Annotated in this window: 24 protein-coding genes, 1 tRNA gene and 1 riboswitch; of the genes, 6 read left to right on the forward strand and 19 right to left on the reverse strand. The window is 44.6% G+C overall.

All coding sequences use genetic code 11. From position 1 onward, the window contains the following. Positions 1 to 77 precede the first annotated feature (77 nt). Positions 78 to 2,165, reverse strand: a complete 2,088-nt coding sequence (locus tag MgSA37_RS22835; RefSeq protein ID WP_157750690.1) for an InlB B-repeat-containing protein — start codon at positions 2,163 to 2,165, stop codon at positions 78 to 80. Positions 2,166 to 2,291: 126 nt separating this feature from the next. Further along, positions 2,292 to 2,861, reverse strand: a complete 570-nt coding sequence (locus MgSA37_RS22840; RefSeq protein WP_311732855.1) for a helix-turn-helix domain-containing protein — start codon at positions 2,859 to 2,861, stop codon at positions 2,292 to 2,294. A 462-nt stretch (positions 2,862 to 3,323) separates the two neighbouring features. Here MgSA37_RS22840 and MgSA37_RS22845 point away from each other — a divergent pair, with 462 nt between their 5' ends. Beyond that, positions 3,324 to 4,424, forward strand: coding sequence for a hypothetical protein (locus MgSA37_RS22845; RefSeq protein ID WP_096355361.1), 1,101 nt, complete (start codon positions 3,324 to 3,326; stop codon positions 4,422 to 4,424). A 74-nt stretch (positions 4,425 to 4,498) separates the two neighbouring features. Here the strand turns inward: MgSA37_RS22845 and MgSA37_RS22850 are convergent, their stop codons facing one another. From MgSA37_RS22850 to MgSA37_RS22900, 11 genes are all read right to left on the reverse strand, one after another. Next, complete coding sequence (locus MgSA37_RS22850) at positions 4,499 to 6,019, reverse strand: S10 family peptidase (RefSeq protein WP_096355363.1); 1,521 nt, start codon at positions 6,017 to 6,019, stop codon at positions 4,499 to 4,501. 74 nt (positions 6,020 to 6,093) lie between these two features. Next, positions 6,094 to 6,471 (reverse strand): DMT family transporter, encoded by a 378-nt coding sequence (locus MgSA37_RS22855; RefSeq protein ID WP_096355365.1) that lies wholly within the window; start codon positions 6,469 to 6,471, stop codon positions 6,094 to 6,096. An 86-nt stretch (positions 6,472 to 6,557) separates the two neighbouring features. Next, positions 6,558 to 7,541 (reverse strand): sterol desaturase family protein, encoded by a 984-nt coding sequence (locus tag MgSA37_RS22860; protein ID WP_096355367.1) that lies wholly within the window; start codon positions 7,539 to 7,541, stop codon positions 6,558 to 6,560. 57 nt (positions 7,542 to 7,598) lie between these two features. Beyond that, the gene (locus MgSA37_RS22865; protein ID WP_096355369.1) at positions 7,599 to 7,961 is read right to left on the reverse strand and encodes a four helix bundle protein; all 363 of its coding nucleotides are present in this window, start codon (positions 7,959 to 7,961) and stop codon (positions 7,599 to 7,601) included. Between the two features lie 92 nt (positions 7,962 to 8,053). After that, on the reverse strand, positions 8,054 to 9,481 hold the full coding sequence (locus tag MgSA37_RS22870) for an N-acetylneuraminate synthase family protein (protein WP_183475847.1): 1,428 nt from the start codon (positions 9,479 to 9,481) through the stop codon (positions 8,054 to 8,056). 28 nt (positions 9,482 to 9,509) lie between these two features. Next, the gene (locus MgSA37_RS22875) at positions 9,510 to 10,316 is read right to left on the reverse strand and encodes an SDR family oxidoreductase (protein WP_096355371.1); all 807 of its coding nucleotides are present in this window, start codon (positions 10,314 to 10,316) and stop codon (positions 9,510 to 9,512) included. A gap of 145 nt (positions 10,317 to 10,461) precedes the next feature. Continuing rightward, complete coding sequence (locus tag MgSA37_RS22880) at positions 10,462 to 11,799, reverse strand: aminotransferase class III-fold pyridoxal phosphate-dependent enzyme (RefSeq protein WP_096355373.1); 1,338 nt, start codon at positions 11,797 to 11,799, stop codon at positions 10,462 to 10,464. 15 nt (positions 11,800 to 11,814) lie between these two features. Continuing rightward, positions 11,815 to 12,753 carry a transketolase family protein gene (locus MgSA37_RS22885; RefSeq protein WP_096355375.1) on the reverse strand — a complete coding sequence of 313 codons (939 nt, stop codon included), beginning with the start codon at positions 12,751 to 12,753 and terminating at the stop codon, positions 11,815 to 11,817. Position 12,754: 1 nt separating this feature from the next. Beyond that, entirely contained in the window at positions 12,755 to 13,618 is an 864-nt protein-coding gene (locus MgSA37_RS22890) for a transketolase (protein WP_172885362.1), read from the reverse strand. A 52-nt stretch (positions 13,619 to 13,670) separates the two neighbouring features. Continuing rightward, positions 13,671 to 14,480, reverse strand: coding sequence for a cytidylyltransferase domain-containing protein (locus MgSA37_RS22895; protein ID WP_096355377.1), 810 nt, complete (start codon positions 14,478 to 14,480; stop codon positions 13,671 to 13,673). 19 nt (positions 14,481 to 14,499) lie between these two features. Next, positions 14,500 to 15,546 (reverse strand): hypothetical protein, encoded by a 1,047-nt coding sequence (locus MgSA37_RS22900; protein WP_096355379.1) that lies wholly within the window; start codon positions 15,544 to 15,546, stop codon positions 14,500 to 14,502. Between the two features lie 362 nt (positions 15,547 to 15,908). Next, positions 15,909 to 16,008: riboswitch (SAM riboswitch) on the forward strand. Positions 16,009 to 16,087: 79 nt separating this feature from the next. On the opposite strand from MgSA37_RS22900, the gene MgSA37_RS22905 reads away from it, so the two are divergent. The 3 genes from MgSA37_RS22905 (at position 16,088) to MgSA37_RS22915 (ending at position 17,734) form a co-directional block, all read left to right on the forward strand. Further along, positions 16,088 to 17,218, forward strand: a complete 1,131-nt coding sequence (locus MgSA37_RS22905) for a cysteine desulfurase family protein (protein ID WP_096355381.1) — start codon at positions 16,088 to 16,090, stop codon at positions 17,216 to 17,218. A 13-nt stretch (positions 17,219 to 17,231) separates the two neighbouring features. After that, positions 17,232 to 17,303 (forward strand) — tRNA-Cys (locus tag MgSA37_RS22910). An 11-nt stretch (positions 17,304 to 17,314) separates the two neighbouring features. Next, a complete protein-coding gene (locus tag MgSA37_RS22915) occupies positions 17,315 to 17,734 on the forward strand; it encodes a hypothetical protein (protein ID WP_197706035.1) in 420 nt (139 codons plus the stop codon). 336 nt (positions 17,735 to 18,070) lie between these two features. Here the strand turns inward: MgSA37_RS22915 and MgSA37_RS22920 are convergent, their stop codons facing one another. The 3 genes from MgSA37_RS22920 to MgSA37_RS22930 are packed head-to-tail and all read right to left on the reverse strand — an operon-like array spanning position 18,071 to position 20,905. Beyond that, positions 18,071 to 18,622 carry a hypothetical protein gene (locus MgSA37_RS22920; RefSeq protein ID WP_096355385.1) on the reverse strand — a complete coding sequence of 184 codons (552 nt, stop codon included), beginning with the start codon at positions 18,620 to 18,622 and terminating at the stop codon, positions 18,071 to 18,073. Next, positions 18,619 to 19,191 (reverse strand): DUF1543 domain-containing protein, encoded by a 573-nt coding sequence (locus MgSA37_RS22925; RefSeq protein ID WP_232010718.1) that lies wholly within the window; start codon positions 19,189 to 19,191, stop codon positions 18,619 to 18,621. The genes MgSA37_RS22920 and MgSA37_RS22925 overlap by 4 nt, the downstream gene beginning before the upstream one ends. After that, positions 19,175 to 20,905, reverse strand: coding sequence for an FAD/NAD(P)-binding protein (locus tag MgSA37_RS22930; RefSeq protein WP_096355389.1), 1,731 nt, complete (start codon positions 20,903 to 20,905; stop codon positions 19,175 to 19,177). Before MgSA37_RS22930 ends, MgSA37_RS22925 begins: the two co-directional genes overlap by 17 nt. 409 nt (positions 20,906 to 21,314) lie before the next feature. Between MgSA37_RS22930 and MgSA37_RS28400 the strand changes: the two genes are divergently transcribed. Together MgSA37_RS28400 and MgSA37_RS22940 are read left to right on the forward strand one after the other, a co-directional pair. After that, complete coding sequence (locus MgSA37_RS28400) at positions 21,315 to 21,473, forward strand: lmo0937 family membrane protein (protein ID WP_157750691.1); 159 nt, start codon at positions 21,315 to 21,317, stop codon at positions 21,471 to 21,473. A 175-nt stretch (positions 21,474 to 21,648) separates the two neighbouring features. Then, entirely contained in the window at positions 21,649 to 22,338 is a 690-nt protein-coding gene (locus MgSA37_RS22940) for a VIT1/CCC1 transporter family protein (RefSeq protein ID WP_096355393.1), read from the forward strand. Positions 22,339 to 22,513: 175 nt separating this feature from the next. Here the strand turns inward: MgSA37_RS22940 and MgSA37_RS22945 are convergent, their stop codons facing one another. The 3 genes from MgSA37_RS22945 to MgSA37_RS22955 all read right to left on the reverse strand — a co-directional run bounded on the left by MgSA37_RS22945 (position 22,514) and on the right by MgSA37_RS22955 (position 24,567). Further along, positions 22,514 to 23,194, reverse strand: a complete 681-nt coding sequence (locus MgSA37_RS22945) for a hypothetical protein (protein ID WP_096355395.1) — start codon at positions 23,192 to 23,194, stop codon at positions 22,514 to 22,516. 286 nt (positions 23,195 to 23,480) lie between these two features. Then, positions 23,481 to 24,077: a hypothetical protein gene (locus tag MgSA37_RS22950; RefSeq protein ID WP_096355397.1), complete on the reverse strand. Its 597-nt coding sequence runs from the start codon at positions 24,075 to 24,077 to the stop codon at positions 23,481 to 23,483. 7 nt (positions 24,078 to 24,084) lie between these two features. Next, a complete protein-coding gene (locus MgSA37_RS22955; RefSeq protein WP_096355399.1) occupies positions 24,085 to 24,567 on the reverse strand; it encodes an RNA polymerase sigma factor in 483 nt (160 codons plus the stop codon). Between the last annotated feature and the right edge of the window lie 209 nt (positions 24,568 to 24,776).

The raw sequence follows: 24,776 nt of genomic DNA on the forward strand, positions 1-24,776 counted from the left end.
TTTGTTTTTGGTATTTTAATTTACCGGCCGGCAGCAGCCGGCCGGTAAATTATTGGATCGAAACCCAATGTGATATTTTAAGGCATGTTAATGGTGGTATTTACCATAGTTACCGAAGAAACGAGCGAGATAGCGCGTCCGTTAAGTACCGTCTGAACTGTGTTTCCTGCGGTTGAAAAAGTAACCCCCGAATTCGCAATTATATTACCGACCATAACGCCGCCACCTGCTGCATTAATAGTTGCGGCACTGCCAACCTGCCAGAATACATTATCAGCCTTTGCCCCATTTATTAATTTAACACTTCGGGCGCCTGCCGGCCCGGCAATTCCCACCGTTAAACCCGCAGCTGTCTGGAATATCCATACAGCATTTGGATCACCCTGTGCATCAAGCGTAAGGTTTCCGTTGGTGATGTTAAAAGTGCCGCTTGCTGATTTGTATACACCCGGCGTTAAAGTTAACCCGCCTAATTCTCCTGCACCCGGATCGATACCGCCAGGCTTATTAGCAGGCGAAATGCTGATGTAAAATGCTGTTACAGATGCCAGGAACTGGGTCGCCATAGCAAATTTTGGCGCTGTACCCGGAAACGGAGGAGCTGCATAAATGCCACCCTTTACAAGCCCGACATTTAAAGGTGTTTCGGTATAAACATCGGCGGTTAAACCGTCATGAAATCCGGTTATTGCGCTGGCGACAGCTGTGCTGCCAATTGCACCGTTATTTATTACCGTATTAATGCCCTGGTTAGTCATGCCGGCTGTGCCGCCAAAACTACCGAAAATGGTAACTAACAACGGTGGGTTTACCACTACCTTAAAGTTGGCAGTAATATTTAAGTTTGATTTTACAACGATGTTTAACGGATTGGCTGCACCCGTTGCGTCTCCGCTCCAGGAAGCAAACTTGTACCCTGTATTTGGTGTCGCTGTAAGATGAACAACTGTTCCGTAGTTATAAATTAATTGGTTTGGACTTTTTAACACCGTACCGTTAACCGCAGTAACATTCACGGTGAAAGTATTAATAATGAAATTAGCTACCAGCGTTGTATTTGCACTTAAAGGGAAGGTATAAGCCGGACTGGTAGAAACTATCAAGCCGTTTTTCGTCCAGTTTACAAACGTATAGCCGGTATTCGCGACTGCAGTAGCAGTGACCGACGTCCCCGCGTTGTATGAGCCTGAGCCTGATGTTGTTCCGCCTGTAACCGGAGTTGATGAGAGCACTAATGCAAATTGAGATGCCTGAACAGCACTGAAGTTGGCAACCAACGTAGTATTTGCTGCCAAAATAAACTGGTAGTTTGGACTGGTGGAAACAATGTTTCCGTTATTTGTCCAGTTAACAAAAGCGTAGCCTGCATTTGGCGTAGCGCCAACAATTACAGACGTGCCTGCCTTATAAGCGCCCGATCCTGACGTTTTACCGCCTGCCACAGGGTTTGAGGATAGGGTAACCGCAAAATTGCCGACTACAACCGGCGTAAAGTTTGCCACTAATGTTATGTTTCCGTTAACGGTAAACTGGTAGCTGGAACTTTTAGACACGATAACGCCATTATTGGTCCAGCTGGTAAATGTAAAACCAGTGTTGGGGGTTGCAACTACAGTAGCAACCGAGCTTTGCGCAAAAGTGCCAGCCCCCGCGGATATACCGCCCGCTACAGGGTTTGATGATACACCTATTTGCGGAATAGTAGTGAAAGTCCATACATAATTGCCAGTCATTGCTGAACCTAAGGTATCCGTAGCCCCGGTGGTAATTGTACCTGTATATTTAATAAAGGGTAATAATGGCACCGTCGGCGTGAAGGTAAATACCGCGTTGTTGGCGGTGGGCGCTACCGTTCCGGCAATAACGGTTGAACCCTGCATAATGGTAAATGTTGTACCATTGATTGATGAGGGGCGCATGGCCGTATTAAATGTAACTGAAATAACTTTGCCGAGCACAACGTCAACCGCTGTGTTCATCGGATCGGTAGTAACTACCACCGGGCATACACCCTGGATAGCACCTTTGTAATTGTCCTTTTTACAACCTGCTATAAATACGGCTGATAATAAAACCAGGGACAGTATAAATGGAAATTTTTTGAAGAAGCCTTCTTTTTGGCTCACCCGCTCGCTATCGTTAGTTCGGGTAGATGTTTTTCGCATGGTTAATTAATTTAGATAAATAAGTTATGGCTTTAATCCTCTTAATCTATTTTGAAAGGAATTAAGGACAGTACAAACCTACCGGGTAACGCTGCGGGGGATGTTATACAATTTTTTTTAAAAGTTCTATAATTCACACATTTGAGGGCGATGAATATTGAGGTTGCTAAAATGCCTGAAAAGGGATGGGGTGATGCCTGTAACTTTTTTGAATTGGGTAGAGAGGTGAGCAACACTGCTATAGTTGAGTTTCCACGAGATCTCGGTAAGGTTTAGCTCGTTGTAGCTGATCAGTTCCTTTATCCGTTCAATTTTAGTGAAGATAAAATACTGTTCAATGGTTATCCCTTTTTCCTCAGAAAACACGTTGGCCAAATAGGTGTAATCGTGTTTTAACTCCTGGCTTAAATAATTGGAGAAATTTATTTTCACGTGGCATTCTGATTTGTAAACCATACTAAGGATCGTATTTTTTATCCTTTCAGCCAAAATGCTTTTTTTATTATCTATTAATTCCAGGCCTGATTTTGATAGGGCGCTTTTAATTGCTGCAAGTTGATCATCAGATAGCATCTCAAATGTTTCAACTTTCCCCAACTCCACAGAAGCACAATGCAGCCCAAGTTTTTCAAACTCAAGTTCAACTATTATTTTGCAGCGAACACACATCATATTTCTTATGTAAAGTATCATCATAAGTGCTGTAATACAAAACAAGTGCCCCGTAATGTCTGCATCTTCATTGTAAGCTATTAACTGATTTATATATTAGTTAATCAATCGTTTTTCCCGCTTGATTACAACCAGGGGCTATATTGCCCGAAAATGTGTCAAACTATTTAAATTTAGCAGGCGGCATTTACCAGTAATGGCACCCGGCACGATTTAGTAAAATTGATTACTTAAAGAGAATAGTTGTATGCTATTAACTAAAACTTAACCAATGAAAACCCCAAAATATGCGGCCTCCGGAATAGTTATTTAAATTTTAATTGCCGGCAACTCCCAATGCAGAAATCCCGTATATCAGCTAAAGGTGTTTACCCCTGGGTTAAAAATTTTTAAGGTGTCCGAAATAATACCTATTTTTAAAGCCAACTATACACTTACACTCAAAAAAGCGTTAGAACATTTATTATTAATGGATATAGAATAAATATGAGAAAAATATACGCTGCCTGCCTTCATTTTTTTGCGTGCGGATTGTTTTTAGCAACCTTGCTGATGTCATCCTGTAAAAAGGATAAGTCAACACCTATACCTGTTCCCAAACCCATTGCAACACTGGGAATGTACGAAGTGGACAGCGGCATTTATAAAAGAATATTTATCCCCATCACTAAAGTAGGTACACAAAGTGTCACTTACTATAGCGTGTTTGATACCGGTTCAACCGGGATGACCATTGATGCCACGGGTTTAATACCTGCATCAATGATCACCAATGCGGGCATTACTGTGGCTGGCGACTCGGTAAATGTGAATGGAATTACCATTACAAGCCAAACTGCAGTAATAGCCTATGGTAATGCACAAAGTGAGATCCAGGAGTTTGGCAACCTGGCCTATGCACCCGTAACTATCGGCGATCAAAACGGCAATGTGACTACCACCCGTATCCCTATCTTCTTATATTATAAAATTGTGGATAATACTACCGGGCAAAAGCAACCGGCGCATTCAAATGACGTATTTGGTGTTGGGCCGGGCGTTAGCTTTGCCAACAGTAATATTGGCAGCCCGCTAAGTTATTTTAAAACCGCTGCCGAAGTAACCAGTGGCTTTAAACTGGCTATGCTTAATAATGCGGCGTTCAGCCTTACCGGAACTTACGTTTCAGGCTTGCTCACCATCGGGTTAGTGCCCAATGACCTTGCGATAAATGGTTTTGTAATGCACAACCTTACGTATTATTCCCAGGGTGGCTATTCACCGGATATCCCTGCTACAATCAATTACAACGGCACAAGCGTTGCCGGTACGATATTGTTTGATACCGGGACACCCGCTATATCAACTATTGCCAATCAACAAGCCGCCAGTAATATCAGCCAGCTTCCGACAAACACCAGTGTAACCATAACAACAGGCAAAGGGTTTAGTTATTCCTACACCACCGCAAGCGCTAATGATATTACGCAGGTTGCAAAACCCTCCTATACCGGCGACCCTAGAACCATTTTCAGCATCAACTTTTTTACTGACAATGAATTTTTAATGGATTATGCGGATCATAAGATCGGCCTGAAAAATAATTAGTTCTGAGTCGAAAGTCTGGAGTCTTAAGTCGAAAGTCATATCCGACTCCCGACTTAAGACTTTCGACTCAGGGCTTAGTACTTAGCAGGTGTACCCGGTTTCGGAACGGATTCCTGGATAAATTTCCTTAAATTTTCTGTTGCGGTTGCCAGGTCTTCTTTACGCAGGTAAAGCATGTGCCCGCTTTTATAACCTTCCCATTTTAACCGGTCTTTCAACCTGCCGCTTGGGTCAAGCTGCCAGAGGCTGTATTTGGCATTAAAATAGTCGCAGGCGCCATCATAATAGCCTGATTGGATCAATAAATGCAGGTAAGGGTTTTGGGCGATGGCCTGCCTCAGGTTTTCGCCGGTATGGTCATTTTTATCATCCCATGGCCAAACATCACCAAACATATTGTATTTCAAATCTGTTTTATAATTGAGCTCGTTGCGGAGGTAGATGTTCATCGCCGGGGTAAACTCGTGCAGCCAGGCTACCAGTTCGGCATTATAATCAGGACTGCCGCCATAAGCCTGCCTGTCGATCCCTTTATAACGTGAATCAAGCCGACCAACGGTGTATCCTTTCACCCGCAATAACTCTTTCCAGAAAAGGTCGTAGGATACATCGAGGTTATTACCTAAAATAACATCAACGGATATGCCGCTGTATTTTGCCATTTTAGCGGCCATATCTTTCTTTTGGGCGTCGTCAATAAACCCGCCGCGCGCCATAGCGGGGATCAACTCGTTAATGGTAAAATTTTCCACTTCGGGTAAAAACGCGGTAAGGTCTTTTTGCTGGTATTCGGGTGACAGCATACCATGATACCATGCGGTTGCTGCAAAATACGGCAATTTCAATGCTGCCTGTACAGGGCCGCTCCGCTCAATACCCAGGTCTGTTGGGGATACCAGGATGACGCCGTTCAAATACATCCACTGGGCATTTTGCAGCTCCAGCGCCAGGCCCGAGGCCCGGGTGGTGCCATAACTTTCGCCGATTAAAAACTTAGGCGAAGCCCAGCGGTTTTTGCGGGTTACAAATGTGTTGATCCACTCAGCCAGGTATTTGATATCCTCATTCACCCCAAAAAATTTAGAACCGGGTGTTTCCTTGTTTACGATCCTTGAATAGCCAGTATTTACCGGGTCGATATAAACAATATCGGCAACGTCAAGAATAGAATTTGGATTGTCTTCCATGCCATAAGGCTGCACCGGGTAACCCTCGTTATCGGTATTCAACCTTCTGGGGCCGGTATAACCTATTTCCATCCAAACCGACGGCGTGCCGGGGCCACCGTTAAACGAGATGACCAGCGGCCGGGTCGACCTGTCGCTAATATCATCCCTTTCATAATACGTGTAAAATACGCCTGCAACGGGGCGCCCGTCTTCATCCCAAATCGGCATACTGCCGGCAGTAGCGGTATAAGGCACAACTTTGCCTTTTATACTTACTGAATGTTTGGTAACTACGGCAGAATCCACCTGCAAAATGCGGGTTTTTGTTATGGCGTTAGGGTTTTTTGATGGTGTTGACGGTTGCTGGGCCAGGGCTGTCCCGGCTATTAAACAAACGAATAAAGTTGAGATATAAAAATTCTTCATAATTAAAGGTCTTAAATATTTTTATCAGAACAATGTAAAGAGCGAACAGGAAAGTAAATTGTTACAATTAAAATTTATTTGGGCTGTACCGCATAAATTTTCAGCCCCAAAATTCCGGTCATTATCAATAACATAAAAAACACTTCGGCCCAGGAAATCCGTTGGTGAAAGAATAATATTTCGGATAATTTCAGGAATATTAAGGTTGTTGCTGTCCACACGGCAAATGCCATTGCCGTTGGGATCTGTTTTATAGCGGTTGAAAAAAAATAGATGTTGGCCAAACCAAATAAAACATAACCCACAAAAGGGAGTAAAAACTGCAAACCTCCCTGCCATTTATAAAAATTGGTAAAGGTTAAGGTCTTCAGGTCGCTGAATTTCATGAACTTTAAACAGAAGGTCCAGGCGGTTTCGCAGGTTGCGGCTAAAACTAAATATATCCAGGCCAATACTTTTAATTTTTAAATACAGGCTGCAAGATATAAATTTTCAATAGCATTGAAATGCTTTTTCAGGCAGCAGGAGCTCGATATTGTCATTGCTGCTTGTAGTTATAATTTACAACCTCCCCATCAAGCTCGTTAAGGGTAGCCTGTGATGAAGTATTGTCCGTTTCCAATTCATCAGGGTGCATATAATATACCCTTGCGGATTTTTTGATCCCTAAAAATTTGCTCAATGCCATTACCAGGTTAGGGCGCAATTCATAATACCATTTAAACCATTTGTATTTCAGCAAGCTTTTTTCGTCGAACCTTTTTACAGAGAAGGCATGCTGCAGGAAATAGTCTTTAGGATAATCATAATACAGGCCCCAGTTGTCGCGGCGGTTGCCCGGTTTATGGGCGGGGAAATAAACTGTGCCAAAAAGATAGTCCCATATAGAAAACTTAGTAGCGAAATTGGCGTGAAAAACCTCGCGGTAATTGGCATGGTGCCATAAATGCAGTTCGGGCGAGTTCAGGAAATATTTTAATTTCCCAAACTTTACATTCACGTTGGCATGGATGAACATGCCGAACATGGCATCAAGCAGGGCTTTGATGGGAATAACTTCAGGATGGGCGCCTAAAATTACGATGGGCGCGAATTCAATAGTTTGATTAATGATAATTTCGACAACGTGGGACCTTGATCCCGCCAGGAAATCAACTTCCTTGCCTGAATGATGTGCCTCGTGTGTGCGCCAAAGCAACTTATTAGCATGCTGTAAACGATGGAAAAGGTAGATATACAGATCATGGGTGACCAGGAAAAACAATACCTGTTCGGTTATCGACCAGCTTCTGAAAAAGGCGAAACCATGCCAGTGAATTAAATTTTGCAGTGACGGTATGATAAATGCGAAGATCAGGATCTTCAAAAAATAACTCTGGATAATGGTATACCATACCAAATCAATCCAAAAACCCTCCCTGAAGAAAGGCAAGCCCTTACGGTATGGCGAGATCCGTTCCCAGGCGATGATGAAGATCACCCAGCAGATGAGGATTGTTGTTGTTGTTTGTATTAATGTCATTCTAAGTCGAAAGTCTTGAGTCTTAAGTCTTAAGTCAGAAACTATTGGTTTAATTTATTATTTAAATTTTTCTGGATTATTTATCATATAAATTAAGAGATACGTGACCTCTTCGCTTTGCTTATTGAGTTCATTGTATTTGCCGACATCAATATAATTACAAGCAAGGGAGGCATCTAACCATGCTTGTGTTTCCCCATTCTCCATATCCGCATCTGTAAGTTTACTCACAAAATGATTGGGGTATTTTCGCTTTTTATAAGCTTCCGCTATTGATGCAAAAACAGATCTTGAAGATCTCCTAATTTGGTCAATAAGACTATATGTTTCTTCTTTTGGAAAACTTTTCGTTATTGAAAATATCTCCATTGATAACGCAAATGCTTTTTTATAAGCAATCAAATCTCTGAATGAACTCATTGTTTAGACCTAAAGTTTAAATCCGAAAATCGATATTTTTTTATAAAATATTTTAGACTCCGGACTTAAGACTTTAGGCTTCGGACTTAAGACTATGCCTTAGCTTTCTCCTTATATTCATCACTAATATTAACCCTTAAACGTTTCATCGGACCAAGTTCAGATTCATAAACTCTTTTTATGCCATCGCCGGCGGCAATTTCCACATCGCGGATATCACGTACCAGGCGCTGGAAACCCTGCGGCTCAACTGATGCCGCATGATCAGATCCCCACATGGCCCGGTCAAGCGTGAAATGGCGTTCCACAAATGTTGCCCCCATGGTAACCGCGGCAACTGTTGTTGCCAAGCCTGTTTCATGCCCCGAGTATCCAACAGGAACACCCGGATATTTGGCAGCCAGTGTCTGGATCATCCGAAGGTTCAGTTCTTCGGGTTTGCATGGATAAGCCGAAGTAGAATGTGCAATGAACAAAGGATAATTCCTGTCAAACGACCATACCAGGTTCATCGCGTCTTCGATCTCTTTAATGGTCGACATCCCCGTGGATAGCATCAACGGCTTCCCTGTAAGCAAAATCCGTTTGATCAGCTGTGTATCTGTCAAAGATGCTGAAGCCAGTTTATACAATGGGGTATCAAATTGCTCCATAAAATCAACCGCTTCCACATCCCAGGTAGAAACAAACCAATCGATACCTACCTTTTTGCAGTATTGGTCGATGGTAGCATATTCTACAATGCCGAACTCGGTTTTACGTTTATAATCAATGTAGCTCATCCGGCCCCACGGGGTATCGCGCATAATTTCCCATTGGTCTTTTGGCACACAGATTTCAGGGGTTCTCTTCTGAAATTTAACGGCAGTCGCTTTTGCCGCTACGGCCTCATCAATCAGTTGTTTGGCGATTTCAAGCGATCCGTTATGATTGATACCGATCTCGGCAATAATATAGCAAGGTTCACCGGGACCAATCTTGATACCGCTGTTTAAGGTGATCACCTCATTTTTTTGCCTGCTGACCTTTTCGCCTTTCCGGGCGGCAATGATCATTTCGGCAACTTCCCTGAAACAGCCGCTGCCGCCGTTATTTTCACAAACTACTGAAGCCACATCTTTGACAAAAAAGATAGCATTTGCCGGGCAAAATGAAACGCCCGCCATTTGCATTATTTCCAGGTCGTTTACATCATCACCGATGAAGCCTACTTCTTCGGGTTTTAAACCAAGCCTGCTGATGATTTCCTGAAACACCGATGGTTTATCCTTAACCCCGATGTGCAATTCAGTGATCTTTAATTTTTCCGCACGCCTGATCACCGACGGTGACAGCTCGCCGGTAATAATGCCTGTAGTTACACCCGCAAGGTTTCGCAGGCGCTCAACACCCATACCATCGCGGATATCGAACTTTTTCAGTTCTTCTCCGGCCTCGCCGTAATAAACGCCGCCGTCTGTTAATACGCCGTCACAATCGGTGAGGAGTAATTTGATTCGTGAAAGTTTTGCTGCTAACATATTGTTCATGTTTAATTGGGTTCGTTAATTAAATTGCGGTCCATCCGCCGTCAACCACCAGGTTTGCACCTGTCATATAAGCCGAGGCATCACTTGCCAGGAAAACCAGTGCGCCCTGGTAATCTGTGGGTTGCGCCATACGGCCCAGCAATGTTTTAGCTGAATAATTCTGTACAAAAAATTCGTTCTGTGAGTTCTCAACGCCACCTGGAGAGAGCGTATTTACCCGTACGCCTTTGCTGCCCCAATAAGCTGCCAAAAACCTTGTAAAATTTACTACCGCCCCTTTAGTAACCGGGTAAACCGGCGATTTATAAAAGGTTTGTTCGCCACATTCATTCCGGTAAATAGATTGATCGGGGCCAACGATGCCATAAGTTGAAGCAATATTGATGATGCTGCCACTCCCCTGTTCGGCCATTACCGTACCAAAAACCTGCGAGGCCAGGAACACCCCGGTTACATTTACATCCAGCGATTTTTTAAAAGCATCGAGTGGGTAGTTCTCAAAAGCCGATAGCTCCTTTGCCATCCCCGGGTTCTCGAACATATCATTAATGGCAGCATTGTTCACCAAAATATCAATGCTTCCATATCGGGTTAATATTTTATCGCGGGCTGTTTTTAAGGATAATTCGCTGGTAACATCTACTTTAAGCCCGCCGTGCTGTTCGCCCAGACTTGCCGCAAACTTCTCCGAAGCAGCCTCATCCATATCCGCCACTACCACATTGGCGCCGGCCTCTGCAAGAGCTTCGCAGTGTTTTTTACCCAGCAAGCCAAGGGCTCCCGTAACTATAGCAGTTTTATTTTTTAATGAAAATATGTTAGTCATTTGCTTCGCGTCATTGGGTCATTGGGTCATTTGCTTCGCGTCATTGGGTCATTGGGTCATTGGGTCATTTGCTTCGCGTCATTAAGTCATTGCTTGTCCTCTTCAATGACTTAATGACTTAATGACCCAATGACTCAATGACTTCTTACACCGTCTTCGGCTTTATATTATAGTTACTTACTTTACGGAAAACTGCTTCCAGCACTTCGCCTTTTAAATATTGTTTGATGTTGCCACTTTGGATCGCCTCTTTCATTATTGGCATCACATCCCTGTATGCCGAAAGTGTGTAGGCAATATCTTCATCGCTATGGCTGTAACACATGTTATGGAAACCTGCCCAAAGCACCCCGCGTTTAATCATTTCCTGCTGCATCAGGGTTTTTACTTCAAGGCCGTTACCGGCTTCGGGGGTAAAAGTTACCATGGAGCGGCAGTTGTAACCGATGCAGCGGGTATAAATATCCATCCCGGCTTCAATCGCGATCTGGTTATAGCCGTCTTTCATTAATCCGCCTTTTTCATCCAGGTATTGCGGTACATTTTTATCACGCAGTTCATTAATGGTAGCGATACAGGCTGCCAGCGACAGTGCTTCACCGCCAAATGTGGTATAGCTAAAAACCTCGTGATTAAACAATTCCATTACATCCGCGCGGCCGGTTAGCAGGGCGATAGGCATACCATTGGCACATGCTTTTGAATATACAGCCAGGTCGGGTTTTACATCAAAGTATTCCTGCGCGCCGCCGATAGCGATGCGGAAACCTGTCCACATTTCATCAAAGATGAGCAGGGTGCCGTTTGCTTTACATACTTCGGCCAGTTCTTTCAGGAACCCCGGTTTTGGCGCTTCGAAAATAAATGGCTCCAGGATCAGCGCTGCAACGGTTTCATCCAGCGCCGCTTTGATGGCCTCAATATCATTATACTCAAAAGTATAGGTCATGTTCTGGATAGCCTCAGGGATACCGGCATTACGGCTGGTGATGCCGATATACCAATCGTGCCAGCCGTGGTAACCGCAGCAAAAAACCTTTTCGCGTTTGGTGAACGCACGGGCAACACGTATGGCAGCAGAGCAAACATCTGCGCCTGTTTTGGAGATCTTTACCGCTTCGGCATTGGGGATCACTTCCTGTATCAGTTCCGATAATTCAACCTCCAACGGGTGCATCAGCGAAAAAGTGATGCCATCTTTTAATTGCTTTTCAATAGCTGCGTCCACAACAGGGTAAGCATAGCCTAATGAGATAGGGCCGATGGCCGAGTTAAAGTCGATATACTCGTTCCCGTCAACATCCCATACATGCGAACCTTTGCCTTTTTGCAGGTATTTTGGCGCTACGCCATTGGTAAACTGTCCCGGGCCTTTTGCCAAAGTTTGGGTAACCGGTTTTTGAACTTTTATCGCACGCTGGTACAATTCGTTCGATTTGCTTATATCAGGGTATTCAGGGTTAAATTTTACAGAATTTGGCATGGTATTCTTATTTATTTATTCAGAAAATTGTGGGATTGATATTTCAGGTTGATAAGCATTGGTATTGTAACCCAATATTTTTTCGGCTATCTGTTTGCCGGTAAAGCCTTCATGCTCCAGTACATTGGGTAACAAGGATGGTTTAAACCATTTGTCTTTCAATGCCATCGGGATCACTTTGGCGGTTTGGCAATGCTTTAGCAACACTTCGGCAACTATGCTATAAAGGCCTCCTGTAACAAAATGATCTTCGAGCGTTATGGTTATAGCACTTTCGCGGGTAGCTTCCAATATGGCCTGCTCATCCACGGGTTTAAGGCTGCGCAGGTTGATCAAACCGACCGACAAGCCTTCGTTTTTCAATATCTCAACGGCGATAAGCGCTTGTTCAAACAAAAGCCCGTAGGTTAATATGGTGACATCATCGCCTTTTGAAATAATTTCGGCCTTGCCTAATTTAAAAGGGCTATGCTGATGATCTGTTTTGCGGGTATTGATACGCACGTAGGACGGATGCGGATGTTTCCATATCTCGGGCAGCATCATTACCAGGTCCTGTTCATCTGCGGGGGCAAAAACAGTCATATTCGGGATGCCCCGCATCAGGGAGATATCTTCCACCGCCTGGTGGGTAGGGCCATTACCATCAGATAAAAAGCCGGGAATAAAGCTGCTTAGTTTTACAGGCAGGTTTGGGACACCTGCATCTGTACGTACAAATTCAAATGCACGCATGGTTAAAAACGATGCCAGGGCATGTACCACAGGGATCCGCCCGCGCAGCGCCAGGCCGGCGGCAGCGCCTATCATAGTTTGTTCCGTTATGCCGGTATCAATAAACCGATTGCCAAGTTTGCCGGGGATATTGCGTACCAGGGCGCGGTTTTCGGCCGTCATCACGATAAAGCGATCATCGGCTAATGCAGTTTGGGTAAGTAATTCTTCGTAGGTCATGTTATCTCACCACTAAAGTTTCAGATGTTAAATTGGTTAAATGTTCGCCGTGCAATTCCTTCAGCAGGCTTTCTACCTCTTCGGCATTAAAATTACAGAACCACCTGTCGGCTCTGCGTTCAATGCTGGGTAATCCTTTGCCACGTACGGTATCTGCAATTACTACATTCAGTTTACCTGTTTCAAAAGGATAGGCTGAAAAAGCTTCGTGCAGGGACTCAAAACTATGCCCGTCAATTCGTTTTACTGCTGCGCCGAATGCGGTAAATTTATCATGCAGGGGCTCCAGCGGGATCAATTCCTCCGTTGGCATATTGGCCTGGAAATGGTTACGGTCGATCACAAAGATCAGGTTATCCAGTTTATGGGCATTGGCAACAAGCGCGGCTTCCCAACAGGTGCCTTCGTTCAACTCGCCGTCACCCATAATACAGATCACCTTGTTTTTGCCGCCTCTTATTTTAATGTCCATGGCAACGCCTATTGCTACCGATGGCAAATGCCCCAAAGAGCCCGAATGAAATTCGATGCCGGGAATATGCGTATTGGGGTGCCAGTAAATATGGTCGTTAAGGGATAAATGGTTTTTCAGCCTGTCCTTCTCCAGCAAACCAAGCTCAGCGAAGGTGCCGTATAAAGCGGGTACATCATGCCCTTTTGAAAGGAACAGGTAATCCCTGTCGGGGTCGTTAAGATTATTTGGGTTGATGTTTAAAAATTCCGAATACAGGTAAACAATCAAATCGGCAGCAGAAAGTGATGCTCCGACGAAGCAACCGCCATCTGTTGACATTTTGATAATATGCTCCCTTACTTTTAAAGCCGTGGCTTCGAGCTGGTCAATTGGTATAGCTGAACTTTGCATTTAATAATGAATAAAACTTTAAAGTTAAATTCTGATTATTTAACTTATGTTATCAAAAAGTCAATTTTGTTTGGTCTGATGAAATAGTTTTTAATTCATCCATATGGTTACGGTACCAGTTTACCCCCGCGTAGCGGGCATTGATGTCATATATTTCCGGCTTTTGTTCAAGCAGGCTAATGATATCATTGCAGGAAAAATTATGTCTGGCCGGATATAACTCTTCGTAAACGCGCTTTATAAACAGGTAATCGGCTTCATAATCTATCGTAAAGCGATGCGACATGGAATAATCTTTTCCTGTATCCCAGGTTACGTTTCCAATACTGAAGCTTTCAGGATTTTCCCAGATATAAGGGGTGGTGTGCTCCAGCTCCAGGGTCTTTGTTGCTTCTTCCCATGTTCTTTCAAGGCAGGCCATGGTCATGATCTCCACATCGTTCCCATCCGGGAAAGTGGCAGGGTGCAGGTTGCTTACGTAATCATATTCACCGGGGTGCTCAACATAAAAATCAAGCACCTGGTCAATAATCTGAGGATCTATCAGCGGGCAATCAGAAGGGATCTTTAAAACGGTATCGGCATTATATTTTTTGCCGGCCTGGTAGTGGCGGTCGAGCAGGTTATTGAGGTTGCCGCGAAAGCAGGGCACCTCTATACGATCAGCTTCCTGCTCAATGATATCATCGGCACTTTCTTCAGACGTAGCAATAACCACCAGCGCCTTGTGGCGGATCATTTTAAGCCGTTCAATCATCCTCGACAAAAGGCTTTCGCCCAATAGGGGCATCATCACCTTCCCCGGCAACCGGCTCGACGACATCCTGGCTTGTACAACTATTACAATATTATCTGCCATCATATATTAAACGCTGACATAGTTAGGCATACTGCACCTCCAGATAAGGTTCGCTTTCTGCCTTAAATGTAAATCCTTTCAGAAAATCTTCCTTTTTACCGTTAAAGTTAATATACCCCCTGCAAATTTGAGCGATATTTTTTGCGGAGGTACCGCCATTCTGGACGGGGGCCAGGCGGTAAAGTTCCTCAATATCAAAATAAGAATGCACCTTTTTACCCAGCGCTATCCCGGTATAAACAACGGTTGAATATTGGGTGATCAGCTCGCAACAATTGGCTATCATATGGCTGGTATTACCGCCGCTGAATATCAGGCTTCCTTTTGGAGCGTATTTTTTTATCTCGGCTTCTGCCCTTGCCACGTTTTCGTTAGGATGCAGCTTAAAAAGCATTTGCCTTCCATCAGCAATTTTCGCAGCGTGCTTTATAAAAGCCGGCCTGTTTTCAAAACGAAAGGTTTCGCGCATATCCGTAGTGGCTACCATCACATAGTCATGCAACGGGAAATCATTATCGAGGTATTGGCGCTGGTTATCGTAATTTGGGATGCCGGTTACAATCAGTTTTGAAGCGTCAGTACCTTTTCGGGCAAGGTAATTTTTATACCCTATTGAGGCTGTACAATAAATATCGCATACGTTGGTTGAACCATTAAGCGACGTATCGCCTGAGCAATATGGCGGCAGGTTTAAGGCCTTAACCAAACCGGTTAACAGGGTGGTTTTATCGATCATCCCCTCCTGCACCCAAATGGTTTTGGTATGTCTGAATTTTTTGGCCACGATCATATCGGTACAGTTAACTACCAGGTCGTATGGATGCCTGTCGCCGCCCTGGTCAATCCGGGCGCCAAACTGGTTAAGGTAATTTTCTGATTTTTTCCGGAAGTGATCAGCAAGTACCGTATGGTTGGCAACAGGCGTGTATTTTAGTATTCCCTTTAAAAAATTGTTGTCCGCGAAGAGCTGGCTAAACCAGCAGTCGAAGTCGTGCAAATGCTCCGAGATCTGGTGCATTTGCGAAGTTTGATTAATAGACCCGGTAATAAATAGTATCTTCTTCCTCATCTCGATTCGTAATCAATTTTTAAAACTACAAATTAGGTTTTGGCTTTTAACAGCCTCGGAATAATGTTAATACAGCCTTAACTTCAGCTTAACGGTGATGTTAAAGTTGTATTATTCAGCTATTATCTGGTAAAATAAAGTTACAATTAATTTAACATTAGGTAAAAGCACATAACCGAATATTTTTTGATTTTATTTTTGTATGTCCGGTGATTTTGTGTGAAAAGTTTGAGCGATACTCAAAAAATAGCGCAAATATTATTGGCAAATGCAGGCTAAAAAATGATCCATTCAAATTAATTCTATAAAATCCATAGGAATTATATAAATTGTTTTATATTTGTCCCCGAAACGTTCTTTATTATTTATCCAGAAAGACCGAGGGAATGGCCCTGCGACGTCTTAGCAACCTATAAACATAAGGTGCTAATTCCACTCCTGTAACCGGGAGAAAGATAAAATCCAGGTATAATCTACTTGTAATTGCTGCACCCTGCGCGGCTTCTGGCATATGGAATAAAGGCAAATAAAAAAACAAGACATGAAAATTTACCTGGATAACGCAGCCACCACCCCGCTGGATCAAAACGTATTCGAAGCGATGACCCCTTATTTTCTGAATCACTATGGTAACGCGTCTTCGCAGCACGGGCCGGGCCGCGAGGCAGGCCAGGCACTGGAAGCCAGCCGCGCCACGATCGCCGGTTTGTTAAATGCTTTACCTGAAGAGATCGTTTTCACTTCGGGTGGTACCGAGGCGGATAATATCGCCATCGTGTCGGCGGTTACCTGTAACCATATCGACCATGTGATCACTACACCGTTTGAGCACCCGGCCGTTTTGCAAACCCTGCGCGCACTGACGGCCAAAAACCATACCCGCATAAGTTATATAAAGCATGACGGCAAAGGCAACCTGGATCTGAGCCACCTGGAATACCTGCTGCGGACCAATACCCGCAACCTGGTTTCGGTAATGCATGCCAACAACGAAATAGGCAACCTGAACGATATCGTGCAGACCGGCGAGCTATGCGAAAAATACCAGGCCTTGTTCCATACCGATACAGTACAAACTATGGGGCATTACCGCCACGACCTTAGCCGGCTGAAAGTTCATTTCCTGGCGGCATCGGCGCATAAGTTCCACGGCCCCAAAGGCGTTGGCTTTTTGTACCGCAGCAAAGGGCAGCGGCTCAACCGCCTTATCCACGGCGGGGGCCAGGAAAGCGGCCTGCGCGCCGGCACCGAAAATATCCCGGGCATTGTTGGTATGGCCAAAGCGCTTGAAATTGCTTACGGGCAAATGGAACAGGATCATTCGTACATACAAAACTTAAAATACCATTTGATTACCCGTTTGACCGAAACATTGCCGGATGTGCAGTTTAACGGCAATTCGGCCGACTTAAATAAAAGCCTTTATACGTTATTAAGCGTGAGCCTGCCCGGTACGGATACCGACCTGCTGCGCTACCTCGATACAGAGGGCATCGCCGTTTCCGGAGGCAGCGCCTGTTCGGGCGGATCAGCCTCGCATGTATTGAAGGCGCTTGGTACAGATGCAGCGCGCACCGCTATCCGCTTTTCATTCAGTAAATTCAATACCAGGGCCGAGCTAGACCAGGTGGCAGAAAAACTGGCCGCAGTTTTCCGGCTGGCAGCTGCCTGAGGCAGCAACAAACGGTGGAGTGGCCGAGTGGCGAGGCGGGGGTCTGCAAAACCTTTTACGGCGGTTCGAATCCGCCCTCACACCTCTAATGAAGATATGATGAAGAAAGTTATTTTAATGACAGGGCTTATGGTTTGGAGTATAGCGCTTTTTGCGCAGGACAAGCCGCTCACCATCGAGAACTATTATAAACTGAAATGGGGCCATGCTGAAGAGTTTATCGCACTATGGAAAAAAAACCATTACCCGTTGCTAAAAAAACTGGTTGAAAATGGCGACTTGCTGCGTATTACAGCCGAAATCCCTGTTCTGCACAGCGGGGAAGACACCCGTTGGGACTTTAAAGTGACTACCACGTTTAAAAATGAACACCTGGCATTGGATTATAGCATCGCCGACCCTTATAAAAAACAGCTTTTTCCGGACCGGGAGAGCTATGCCAAAGCGGAGCAGCAGCGTTTTGAACTGGTGCTGGCACACTGGGACGTTATCGTAGAAAGTGTCCCTTTAAATTAACTTATAGAATATGAAAAAACTCCATATACTTACGTCACTTTGCCTGCTATCAGGCGTGTTACATGCACAAACCTTTATCGCTAACGGGCAGTGGCGGGGGGTATTTTACCAGCCGGACGGCAATTGAAGCGACAACCTTAGTCGCCGTTACCGGCAAAAAATCAGCTCCCGGCAGGCTTTCATTAAATTTTCCATAATTTTTTATTAATTAATTATTACGACATAAAATAAATTAAAAATAAAGCAGTTAATTTATCTAATTAACTGAATTTTAATCTGTCAGTTAGTAGTTAAATTGTGTAAACGCAGGTATAGCGCAAGGCCACCCCTGCCTTTTTATTTACCCCCAAAGTTGGAAATGGAATGACGAATGAGGGTGAGCAGGTTCTTCCGTACTGCGGCATCACCAGCAGTAAGTTTTTTTACCAGGCGTTCTTTCTTTTGAAGGTATTGCAGGGCGTGTTTCCGGTCGTGCCTTAATACCCATTTGATATTGTCAGCCAGGTCGCAATACTTAAGGGTTTGTGCGGCGGGACTGGTTTTGCTGAGGCGCAATGCTTCTTTTTCTTTCCGTTCGTCTTTGCTAAGAAAGGGGAATGCCGCTGACGTATATACATCTGTCAGCTCCGTAACGGTTGAGGTGATAAAACTGGCTTGTTCAGGCTCGTATCCGAAAAGGATCAGGGTATTGGTTAATTCATCTGCGGTGGTTTCAGTATCCTCCAAAAGGTCATGACATAAACCCGTCTCGTACCCGAGCGCCATTAATGGCCCTGCCATGCCGGCAACGGCAGCCAGGTGCGTAAAATACGGGGCGGTGGTTTTTTTTACCAGTTGCCCGCGGTGTTTCTCTTCCACCCATCGTGTAAACAGTTGGGCGGATGTCATTTGATCTTATCCAGTTTTAAATAACCTAAATGGATTTTGTCGGTTGCCACATCTTCAGCAGGCGTTAGCAATACCCGGTACTTTTCCTTTTCGCCGGGCGGCAGGATCTCTTCGATATGATAGATATCATCCACATCAATGCCATATTTTTCGTCGATATGCGAACCGGCTCCTTTTAGGGTATTGGTTTTATAGAACAAGGTTTGCTTTGCGTGCCGCGCTGCCTGCGCTCGGTCGCTGTGTACGGATAGTACGGTATAATGCTGTTCCTCCAGCTTATCGGCCTGGTAACCGCCCAGGTTTATAAAAAACAGCCGGTTTAAAGCTAAAAAGTCATCCCGCTCCTTCAATACAACTTCCACCCTAAAGCCACTTACCCGGGTTACTTCGCGCCAGCCATCAACATGGAGGCTATTGCCGGTCCCGGGCCAGAAAGCGCGCATCTGCGGCACCAGGTCATTCAGCACCTGGCCGATACCAAAAAAATAATCATGCTGTTCCACATTGCGCGCGGGGGATTTTGAGCCCAGCAGCACCATAAATAATTTTAGTTCAGCTGAGGATGGCATGTTCATCATTTGGCAATAAAGTTTTTATGATAGTGGCCGAGGCCGCCTCGCTAAAATCAAGGCCCGAATAATCGGGGTTATAGCCGCCGATATAAGGTACGGCCATGATGTAGATGCGGTTGTTAAATGCGCCGTAATCATCTATCACCTGGAAATTATCGTTGATGGTAATGCCCGAAACTCTAAGGTAATAGTCGCCATGCTGGTCCCGGAGCACATCTTTGCTGGCAGCGACGGCCTTGAGCGCTTCATCGGTCGAGCGGAATTTTAAACGCGCCGGGCTAACCGTTTTTTTGCTTAACATGCTTTTAAACTGAAATTCATCAAAATCCAAATGCGGCTGCCCAACACAATCTACATAGGTTTTAAAATATTTTGCCTGTGCCCGGCCTTCTTCGTCGGTATAACGGTAAGTTGCTCCGCCCCTGCTCTCTGCTTCCACCCGGCTGTCGTCGCCAACAGCAACCAGGTCAAGCACCCCGGCGTGGTGCAGCGCTATCAGCTCCTCACTTGAGCTTTGCGGTATATAGGCAATAACAATTGAGATGAGCGGCGTGAGCGAATGCTGCAGCCGCAGCATATCTTCTGCTGACAAATGTTTAGCCGGATAGTTTAGCGCAAAACTAAGCACACCCAGCATTTCTTTCCAGTAAACCGATTCCCTGCGTCTGATCGATTTTGCTGCTTCTGCATATTCGGCCCTTAACAGCTGGAAAGGGTCGAGCCGCTCGCGGAGGTCCATCATTGCGGCTACAAATTCTTCCATGCGCAGGTGTTTGATCTTTTCGTAAAATACAGGGTCTTTTTCTTTTATAGGCGCTTTAAAATCGTTCTCGAACACAAAATCGAGCGATAAAAAGCCGTTATTAGCTGCCCTATGCGCCGCAAGTTCATCAGGCGTCAGCAGCGAATCATTTGACAGGTGCGAGTCGTCAAGGTGAAACCGCACTGCGGGCAGCATGCCGTTGCGGGTGTGCATTATCATTTTAAAGTTTGGGCTTTCGGGCAGCAGGCGGTAACTAAGGGTGCCATTTTCGTGCTTGCTGAACGTACCATTGTAGCGCGACAGTGTCCGAATGGCGTCAACCGCAGTAAGCGAGGAGCCTTTGATGGCAACCTGGTGATTAAGTTTAAGGGCGAGTTTGGCGGGCGGATAGGGCGAATCAAAATAACCGGGCACGGTTCCTTCGTGCTTAACCGGCCAGTTATGCCCGGTGCAGATGATCACCCTGTCAAACGCGAATTTTTCGGCGCCGTTTATTTCCACAAAAACCCTTTCCTGCCCGGGGTAATCTATGATATCGGTTACGTTGCTGCTGTAATGTATTTTAAACGGGATGCCGCGTTCGCCGGCCTGTTTTTGCAACATATCAAACTGGGCGGTAAGGTACTGGCCAAACAGTAAGCGCGGCAATACCTTGTATTCATTAAAACGAGCCGGATCGATGTGGAACTTATTTAACGTATCTTTTGGTACAGTTTTTATCCATGCCGACAGCGGGCTAACCAGCAGGGGGATCTCATTACCGGATACATTGGTGATATGTTCGTCATTGGCGCCGTCGGCGCTGTAGGGCATACCCGCGCCCAATCGGTTTCGCTTCTCAAATACGGTGATGGCAATATCCGTCCTGCCAGCATCTACCAGTCTTTTAAACATAAATAAGCCGCCCGGTCCGCCACCCAAAATGGCTATGTGTTTGGTCGTTTCCAAATTATTCAGCTTTAAAAATTACTTCCCTGTTCAATATTATTTCCAAACAACTGAGCTTTTGCATTTTTGTTTATAAAAATAGCTGGGGGATGGTGTTATAGCTATGTTATTTAAAATACAATGACATTTCCCGGCGCCATGGCCAGTTGCCATGGCCCGCCAGGGCCACCCGACTATATTTATACCCAACAGCCCTTTGTACCTGCTGGCATTATGCCTGTATTAACAAACCATAAAGGGCGGTTAAAAATGAATAAGCGGCCAAATGAGCAACTGTCCTTTTATCTTACTCTTTTTTATTTGAATTTGGACACTATTTGTTCCCCGGAGGGCTGCTCAAAGGGGGATTGGGCCTTTGGTATTGCATTTGTATCTCTTCCGGCAATCAGTCACACTTAAAAAAAACATCATGAGATCAATTTTGTACATAATAGCAGTTATCCTCATCATTGGATGGGCTATCGGCACATTTGCTTACGCGGCAGGCGGCCTGATTCATATTTTATTGGTAATAGCGGTTATCGCTATTATACTTGGCCTGATCAGGCGGGATTCTACAGTTATCTAACCTAAGCCAACAAGAATTTTCGGGTAAGTGAAGTTGAAACTAAGCCCGGTTTGTAAAATCAAGCCGGGCTTTTCGTTAGCTATTTTATTTTACACCCGGCGACATTCAATAATTTTTATTGATTTTTACACTATTGCGGGCATCGGCAAGCTGCTGAAAACGCTAAAACTAAAAAATGGAATTAGAAAAACATTATTCAAACAGGAGCGGCTGGCTGCGGGCGGCTGTTTTGGGCGCCAATGACGGCATCCTTTCAACCACCAGTATAGCTATTGGCGTAGCGGCGGCCAGCCATACCCGGGGCCCGGTAGTCCTGGCGGCACTTGCGGGCCTGGTTGCAGGCGCAATGTCAATGGCGGCAGGTGAATATGTGTCGGTGAGTTCGCAATCGGATATTGAGAATGCAGATTTAGTTCGGGAAAAGAAAGAACTGGACACCATGCCCGAGATCGAACTGAAAGAACTGGCAAAAATTTATAAAAAACGGGGGTTAGACAGTGAGCTGGCCCTGCAGGTGGCGGAACAGCTGACCAAACACAACGCCCTGGAAGCCCACGCCAAAGACGAATTGGGCATTAACGAATTTTCGCAGCCGAAACCGCTGCAGGCGGCCCTGGCCTCGGGGGCATCTTTTATATCAGGCGGCATTTTACCCTTTTTTGTATCCCTGTTAGCGCCGGTACACCTGATGGAAATATTTTTATATGGTTTTGCCACCGTATTCCTGGCCCTGTCGGGCGCTGTTGCAGCAAAAGCAGGCGGCTCGGCCATAGTCAAAAGCATGATCCGGATCTGCTTTTGGGGGACGATAGCGATGGGGATCACGGCGCTGGTGGGTTATTTGTTTGGGGTGAAGACGGGGTAAGGGATTCTGGCGATATCAAGGACCTTACAAGCCAAAAGAAAATTTAATAACAAATAATGAATGTTGAATGCCGAATGTTGAAATGCTTAATCATAATTCAAAATTGGTCGTTCGGTGTTCGATATTAAAATCCGTTACCCAAAGTTTGCAAATTCAGACAACGGCTACTATCACATCATAAAACAGCGCTAATTCGCAGTTTGTTCCCAGCTGCGCAGCCTGCGCAACAGGGTATCATAGTTTTCCAGGTTGACCCCATCAAGCATCGTAAATTTTTTTTGAAATTAACCAGGTAAGCTTTTGCCTTCGCGCTTCCCGAAAGCGCGCTGATGAATAGCTTGTCAGCCAGGTTAATCGTGGCCTCATTATTTATATTTGGCGTGTATTGATAAAGGTTTAATACATTGTTCACCTGTTTGGCGCTATATTTAGGGATACGCCGGTTGATCACTGAATCGCGGACCAATTTACCTTTCGAAAAATAAATATGCTCCGTTGTCCAAACGGTTTCGTTGTATGTCATATCCTTACCCACCGGCAGATCAACCAACTCCTGCACCAGCAATTCGCCATTGGCTGTTTTTACATTACAAATTTTCACGGCCTCCCAAAATTTGATAATTTGCTTTGCCCCGCATACCGAAAGCACAAATTCACGGTATAATACTTTGCCTTTAATGATGTTTTTTTCTTGGGCGCCGCATAAAGCAATGGCAACATTACCGGGAAGTTGAAATACCGTATCTGCTTTGCTGTCAGCATACTTGGATGCAGCACATTTGCAGCCGGAAAGTTTTAACTGGCCAAATGCCATCGCGGGGATAAATGCCAGCAGCAATATTTTGATAAATTTCATATACGGCAATAGGTTTTAGCTAAGGTAATAAAGAAATGCTATTGAAGGGTTGATTGTTGTTTTTTTAACGCAACTGCTCACTATGTGCACAGGCGCGCGAACCTGCAAAACTCAAACAACGGAAGATATTTAAATTGCACTGCCGGGTGCCGGTGATGTTTTACCCAAATAAACAGGTGCAGGAAAAACACAATCGGGCACATGAGCAGCAGCCTTTTAAAAAAAGTGATCATAATAAGCTGTTTTAAAAATATTTATTGTTTTGTCCCGGTTTGTTGATCTTTCTTTACGCCTCTATTTCTTTTAAAATATTTTCGGCGCCGGCAAGCACATTAAGATAACACCGGGACACCCATCTTGTGGCAAACCAATAATAAATTGGCGAAATAATAAGGTACCAATACCACACACCGGTTATTTTAAAAATATCTTTCCCGCCAATAAGTTCGCTCATTACCGGCAGGCTTACCAGCATGAGGATAGCCCCGAGATAAAATTTCAATTTTTGAACAGACACAATTTGCTTTTTACTGCTTGAATAGGCTATTAATGATTCCTTGTAGCTGTTAGCCGAAATATTGATTGACCTGATCTTAAAAATTGACCTGATAGTAAGCGTGGGCATCAGGATCAATAACAGGGCCGAAACAATACCGCAAACCAACAAATACCAGGTGTTTAGTGCCCCCATATTTATAAGTATATAAGCTGCTATCACAAAACATCCGGCTGAGCCTATTGCTTCGGGCACCCAGATCTTAGCTACTTTATGGTTATAATTTACTTGTGTCATTTTGATAATTAATGAATCGGTTAATTTTTTTTGTTTTTCCATTTCGGCCGACATTTCTCCCCACAGGGTTTTCATTTCTTCTAATTCCATCTTATTTTTAATTTATTTGAACTGCCAATTTTTGTTTGATCCTGCCTAAACGGGTGCCTACATTGCTTGCGGTAAACCCCGTTATCGTGGCTATTTCGTCGTACGTTTTTCCTTCCAGGTAGAGGAGAACAATACCTTTTTCTATTTCGTTCAGCTGTTTTACCAGGGCAAACAGCATTTCGCTCCGCTCCTGCATGGTGGTGTCCTGTATATCGGGCTTATTTAGCAAGCCCTCATCAATGGGTACACGGTCCCCTTTCTTTTTCTCTTTATTTAAATGGCCGATGGCGGTGTTTAAAGCGATGCGGTACATCCAGGTACTTATTTTAGATTCATTTCTGAATGTGCCGAAACATTTCCATAACTGATATACTACTTCCTGGTACAAATCCTGCTCGTCCTCTTTGCTGTTTGTGTACACCCTGGCCACCTTATAAATAAGGCCCTCGTTTTCTTTTATAATCCTGATAAAAGCTTCTTTACTGTGCATTTAAATCTTACTATATCCAATTAGTAGGGAAGGTGCACGAAAAATCACAAAAAAAGTTAATTATTTTTCGGAGAGCCAAAAGCCCCCCGGCGCCGGAGCCGCCCAGGGCGGGGGCAGCAGCCAATTTTCTTACAGCGGCTGCACTGTTTTAAATACCCGTAATTTTTGTTTTTGATATATAATAATATACCTTTATGTTATTATACTAA

Origin of the sequence: Mucilaginibacter gotjawali, from assembly GCF_002355435.1 — a bacterium.
Lineage (GTDB): Bacteria > Bacteroidota > Bacteroidia > Sphingobacteriales > Sphingobacteriaceae > Mucilaginibacter > Mucilaginibacter gotjawali.

Coding starts and splice junctions, on each gene's coding strand:
- MgSA37_RS22875 (WP_096355371.1), bottom strand. CDS start 10,316: ATGACTAACATATTTTCATTAAAAAATAAAACTGCTATAGTTACGGGA.
- MgSA37_RS28400 (WP_157750691.1), top strand. CDS start 21,315: ATGAGATCAATTTTGTACATAATAGCAGTTATCCTCATCATTGGATGG.
- MgSA37_RS22920 (WP_096355385.1), bottom strand. CDS start 18,622: ATGACATCCGCCCAACTGTTTACACGATGGGTGGAAGAGAAACACCGC.
- MgSA37_RS22900 (WP_096355379.1), bottom strand. CDS start 15,546: ATGAGGAAGAAGATACTATTTATTACCGGGTCTATTAATCAAACTTCG.
- MgSA37_RS22945 (WP_096355395.1), bottom strand. CDS start 23,194: ATGAAATTTATCAAAATATTGCTGCTGGCATTTATCCCCGCGATGGCA.
- MgSA37_RS22845 (WP_096355361.1), top strand. CDS start 3,324: ATGAGAAAAATATACGCTGCCTGCCTTCATTTTTTTGCGTGCGGATTG.
- MgSA37_RS22835 (WP_157750690.1), bottom strand. CDS start 2,165: ATGCGAAAAACATCTACCCGAACTAACGATAGCGAGCGGGTGAGCCAA.
- MgSA37_RS22840 (WP_311732855.1), bottom strand. CDS start 2,861: ATGATGATACTTTACATAAGAAATATGATGTGTGTTCGCTGCAAAATA.
- MgSA37_RS22850 (WP_096355363.1), bottom strand. CDS start 6,019: ATGAAGAATTTTTATATCTCAACTTTATTCGTTTGTTTAATAGCCGGG.
- MgSA37_RS22860 (WP_096355367.1), bottom strand. CDS start 7,541: ATGACATTAATACAAACAACAACAACAATCCTCATCTGCTGGGTGATC.
- MgSA37_RS22895 (WP_096355377.1), bottom strand. CDS start 14,480: ATGATGGCAGATAATATTGTAATAGTTGTACAAGCCAGGATGTCGTCG.
- MgSA37_RS22915 (WP_197706035.1), top strand. CDS start 17,315: ATGATGAAGAAAGTTATTTTAATGACAGGGCTTATGGTTTGGAGTATA.
- MgSA37_RS22865 (WP_096355369.1), bottom strand. CDS start 7,961: ATGAGTTCATTCAGAGATTTGATTGCTTATAAAAAAGCATTTGCGTTA.
- MgSA37_RS22885 (WP_096355375.1), bottom strand. CDS start 12,753: ATGACCTACGAAGAATTACTTACCCAAACTGCATTAGCCGATGATCGC.
- MgSA37_RS22905 (WP_096355381.1), top strand. CDS start 16,088: ATGAAAATTTACCTGGATAACGCAGCCACCACCCCGCTGGATCAAAAC.
- MgSA37_RS22950 (WP_096355397.1), bottom strand. CDS start 24,077: ATGGAATTAGAAGAAATGAAAACCCTGTGGGGAGAAATGTCGGCCGAA.
- MgSA37_RS22880 (WP_096355373.1), bottom strand. CDS start 11,799: ATGCCAAATTCTGTAAAATTTAACCCTGAATACCCTGATATAAGCAAA.
- MgSA37_RS22870 (WP_183475847.1), bottom strand. CDS start 9,481: ATGTTAGCAGCAAAACTTTCACGAATCAAATTACTCCTCACCGATTGT.
- MgSA37_RS22955 (WP_096355399.1), bottom strand. CDS start 24,567: ATGCACAGTAAAGAAGCTTTTATCAGGATTATAAAAGAAAACGAGGGC.
- MgSA37_RS22890 (WP_172885362.1), bottom strand. CDS start 13,618: ATGCAAAGTTCAGCTATACCAATTGACCAGCTCGAAGCCACGGCTTTA.
- MgSA37_RS22925 (WP_232010718.1), bottom strand. CDS start 19,191: ATGCCATCCTCAGCTGAACTAAAATTATTTATGGTGCTGCTGGGCTCA.
- MgSA37_RS22940 (WP_096355393.1), top strand. CDS start 21,649: ATGGAATTAGAAAAACATTATTCAAACAGGAGCGGCTGGCTGCGGGCG.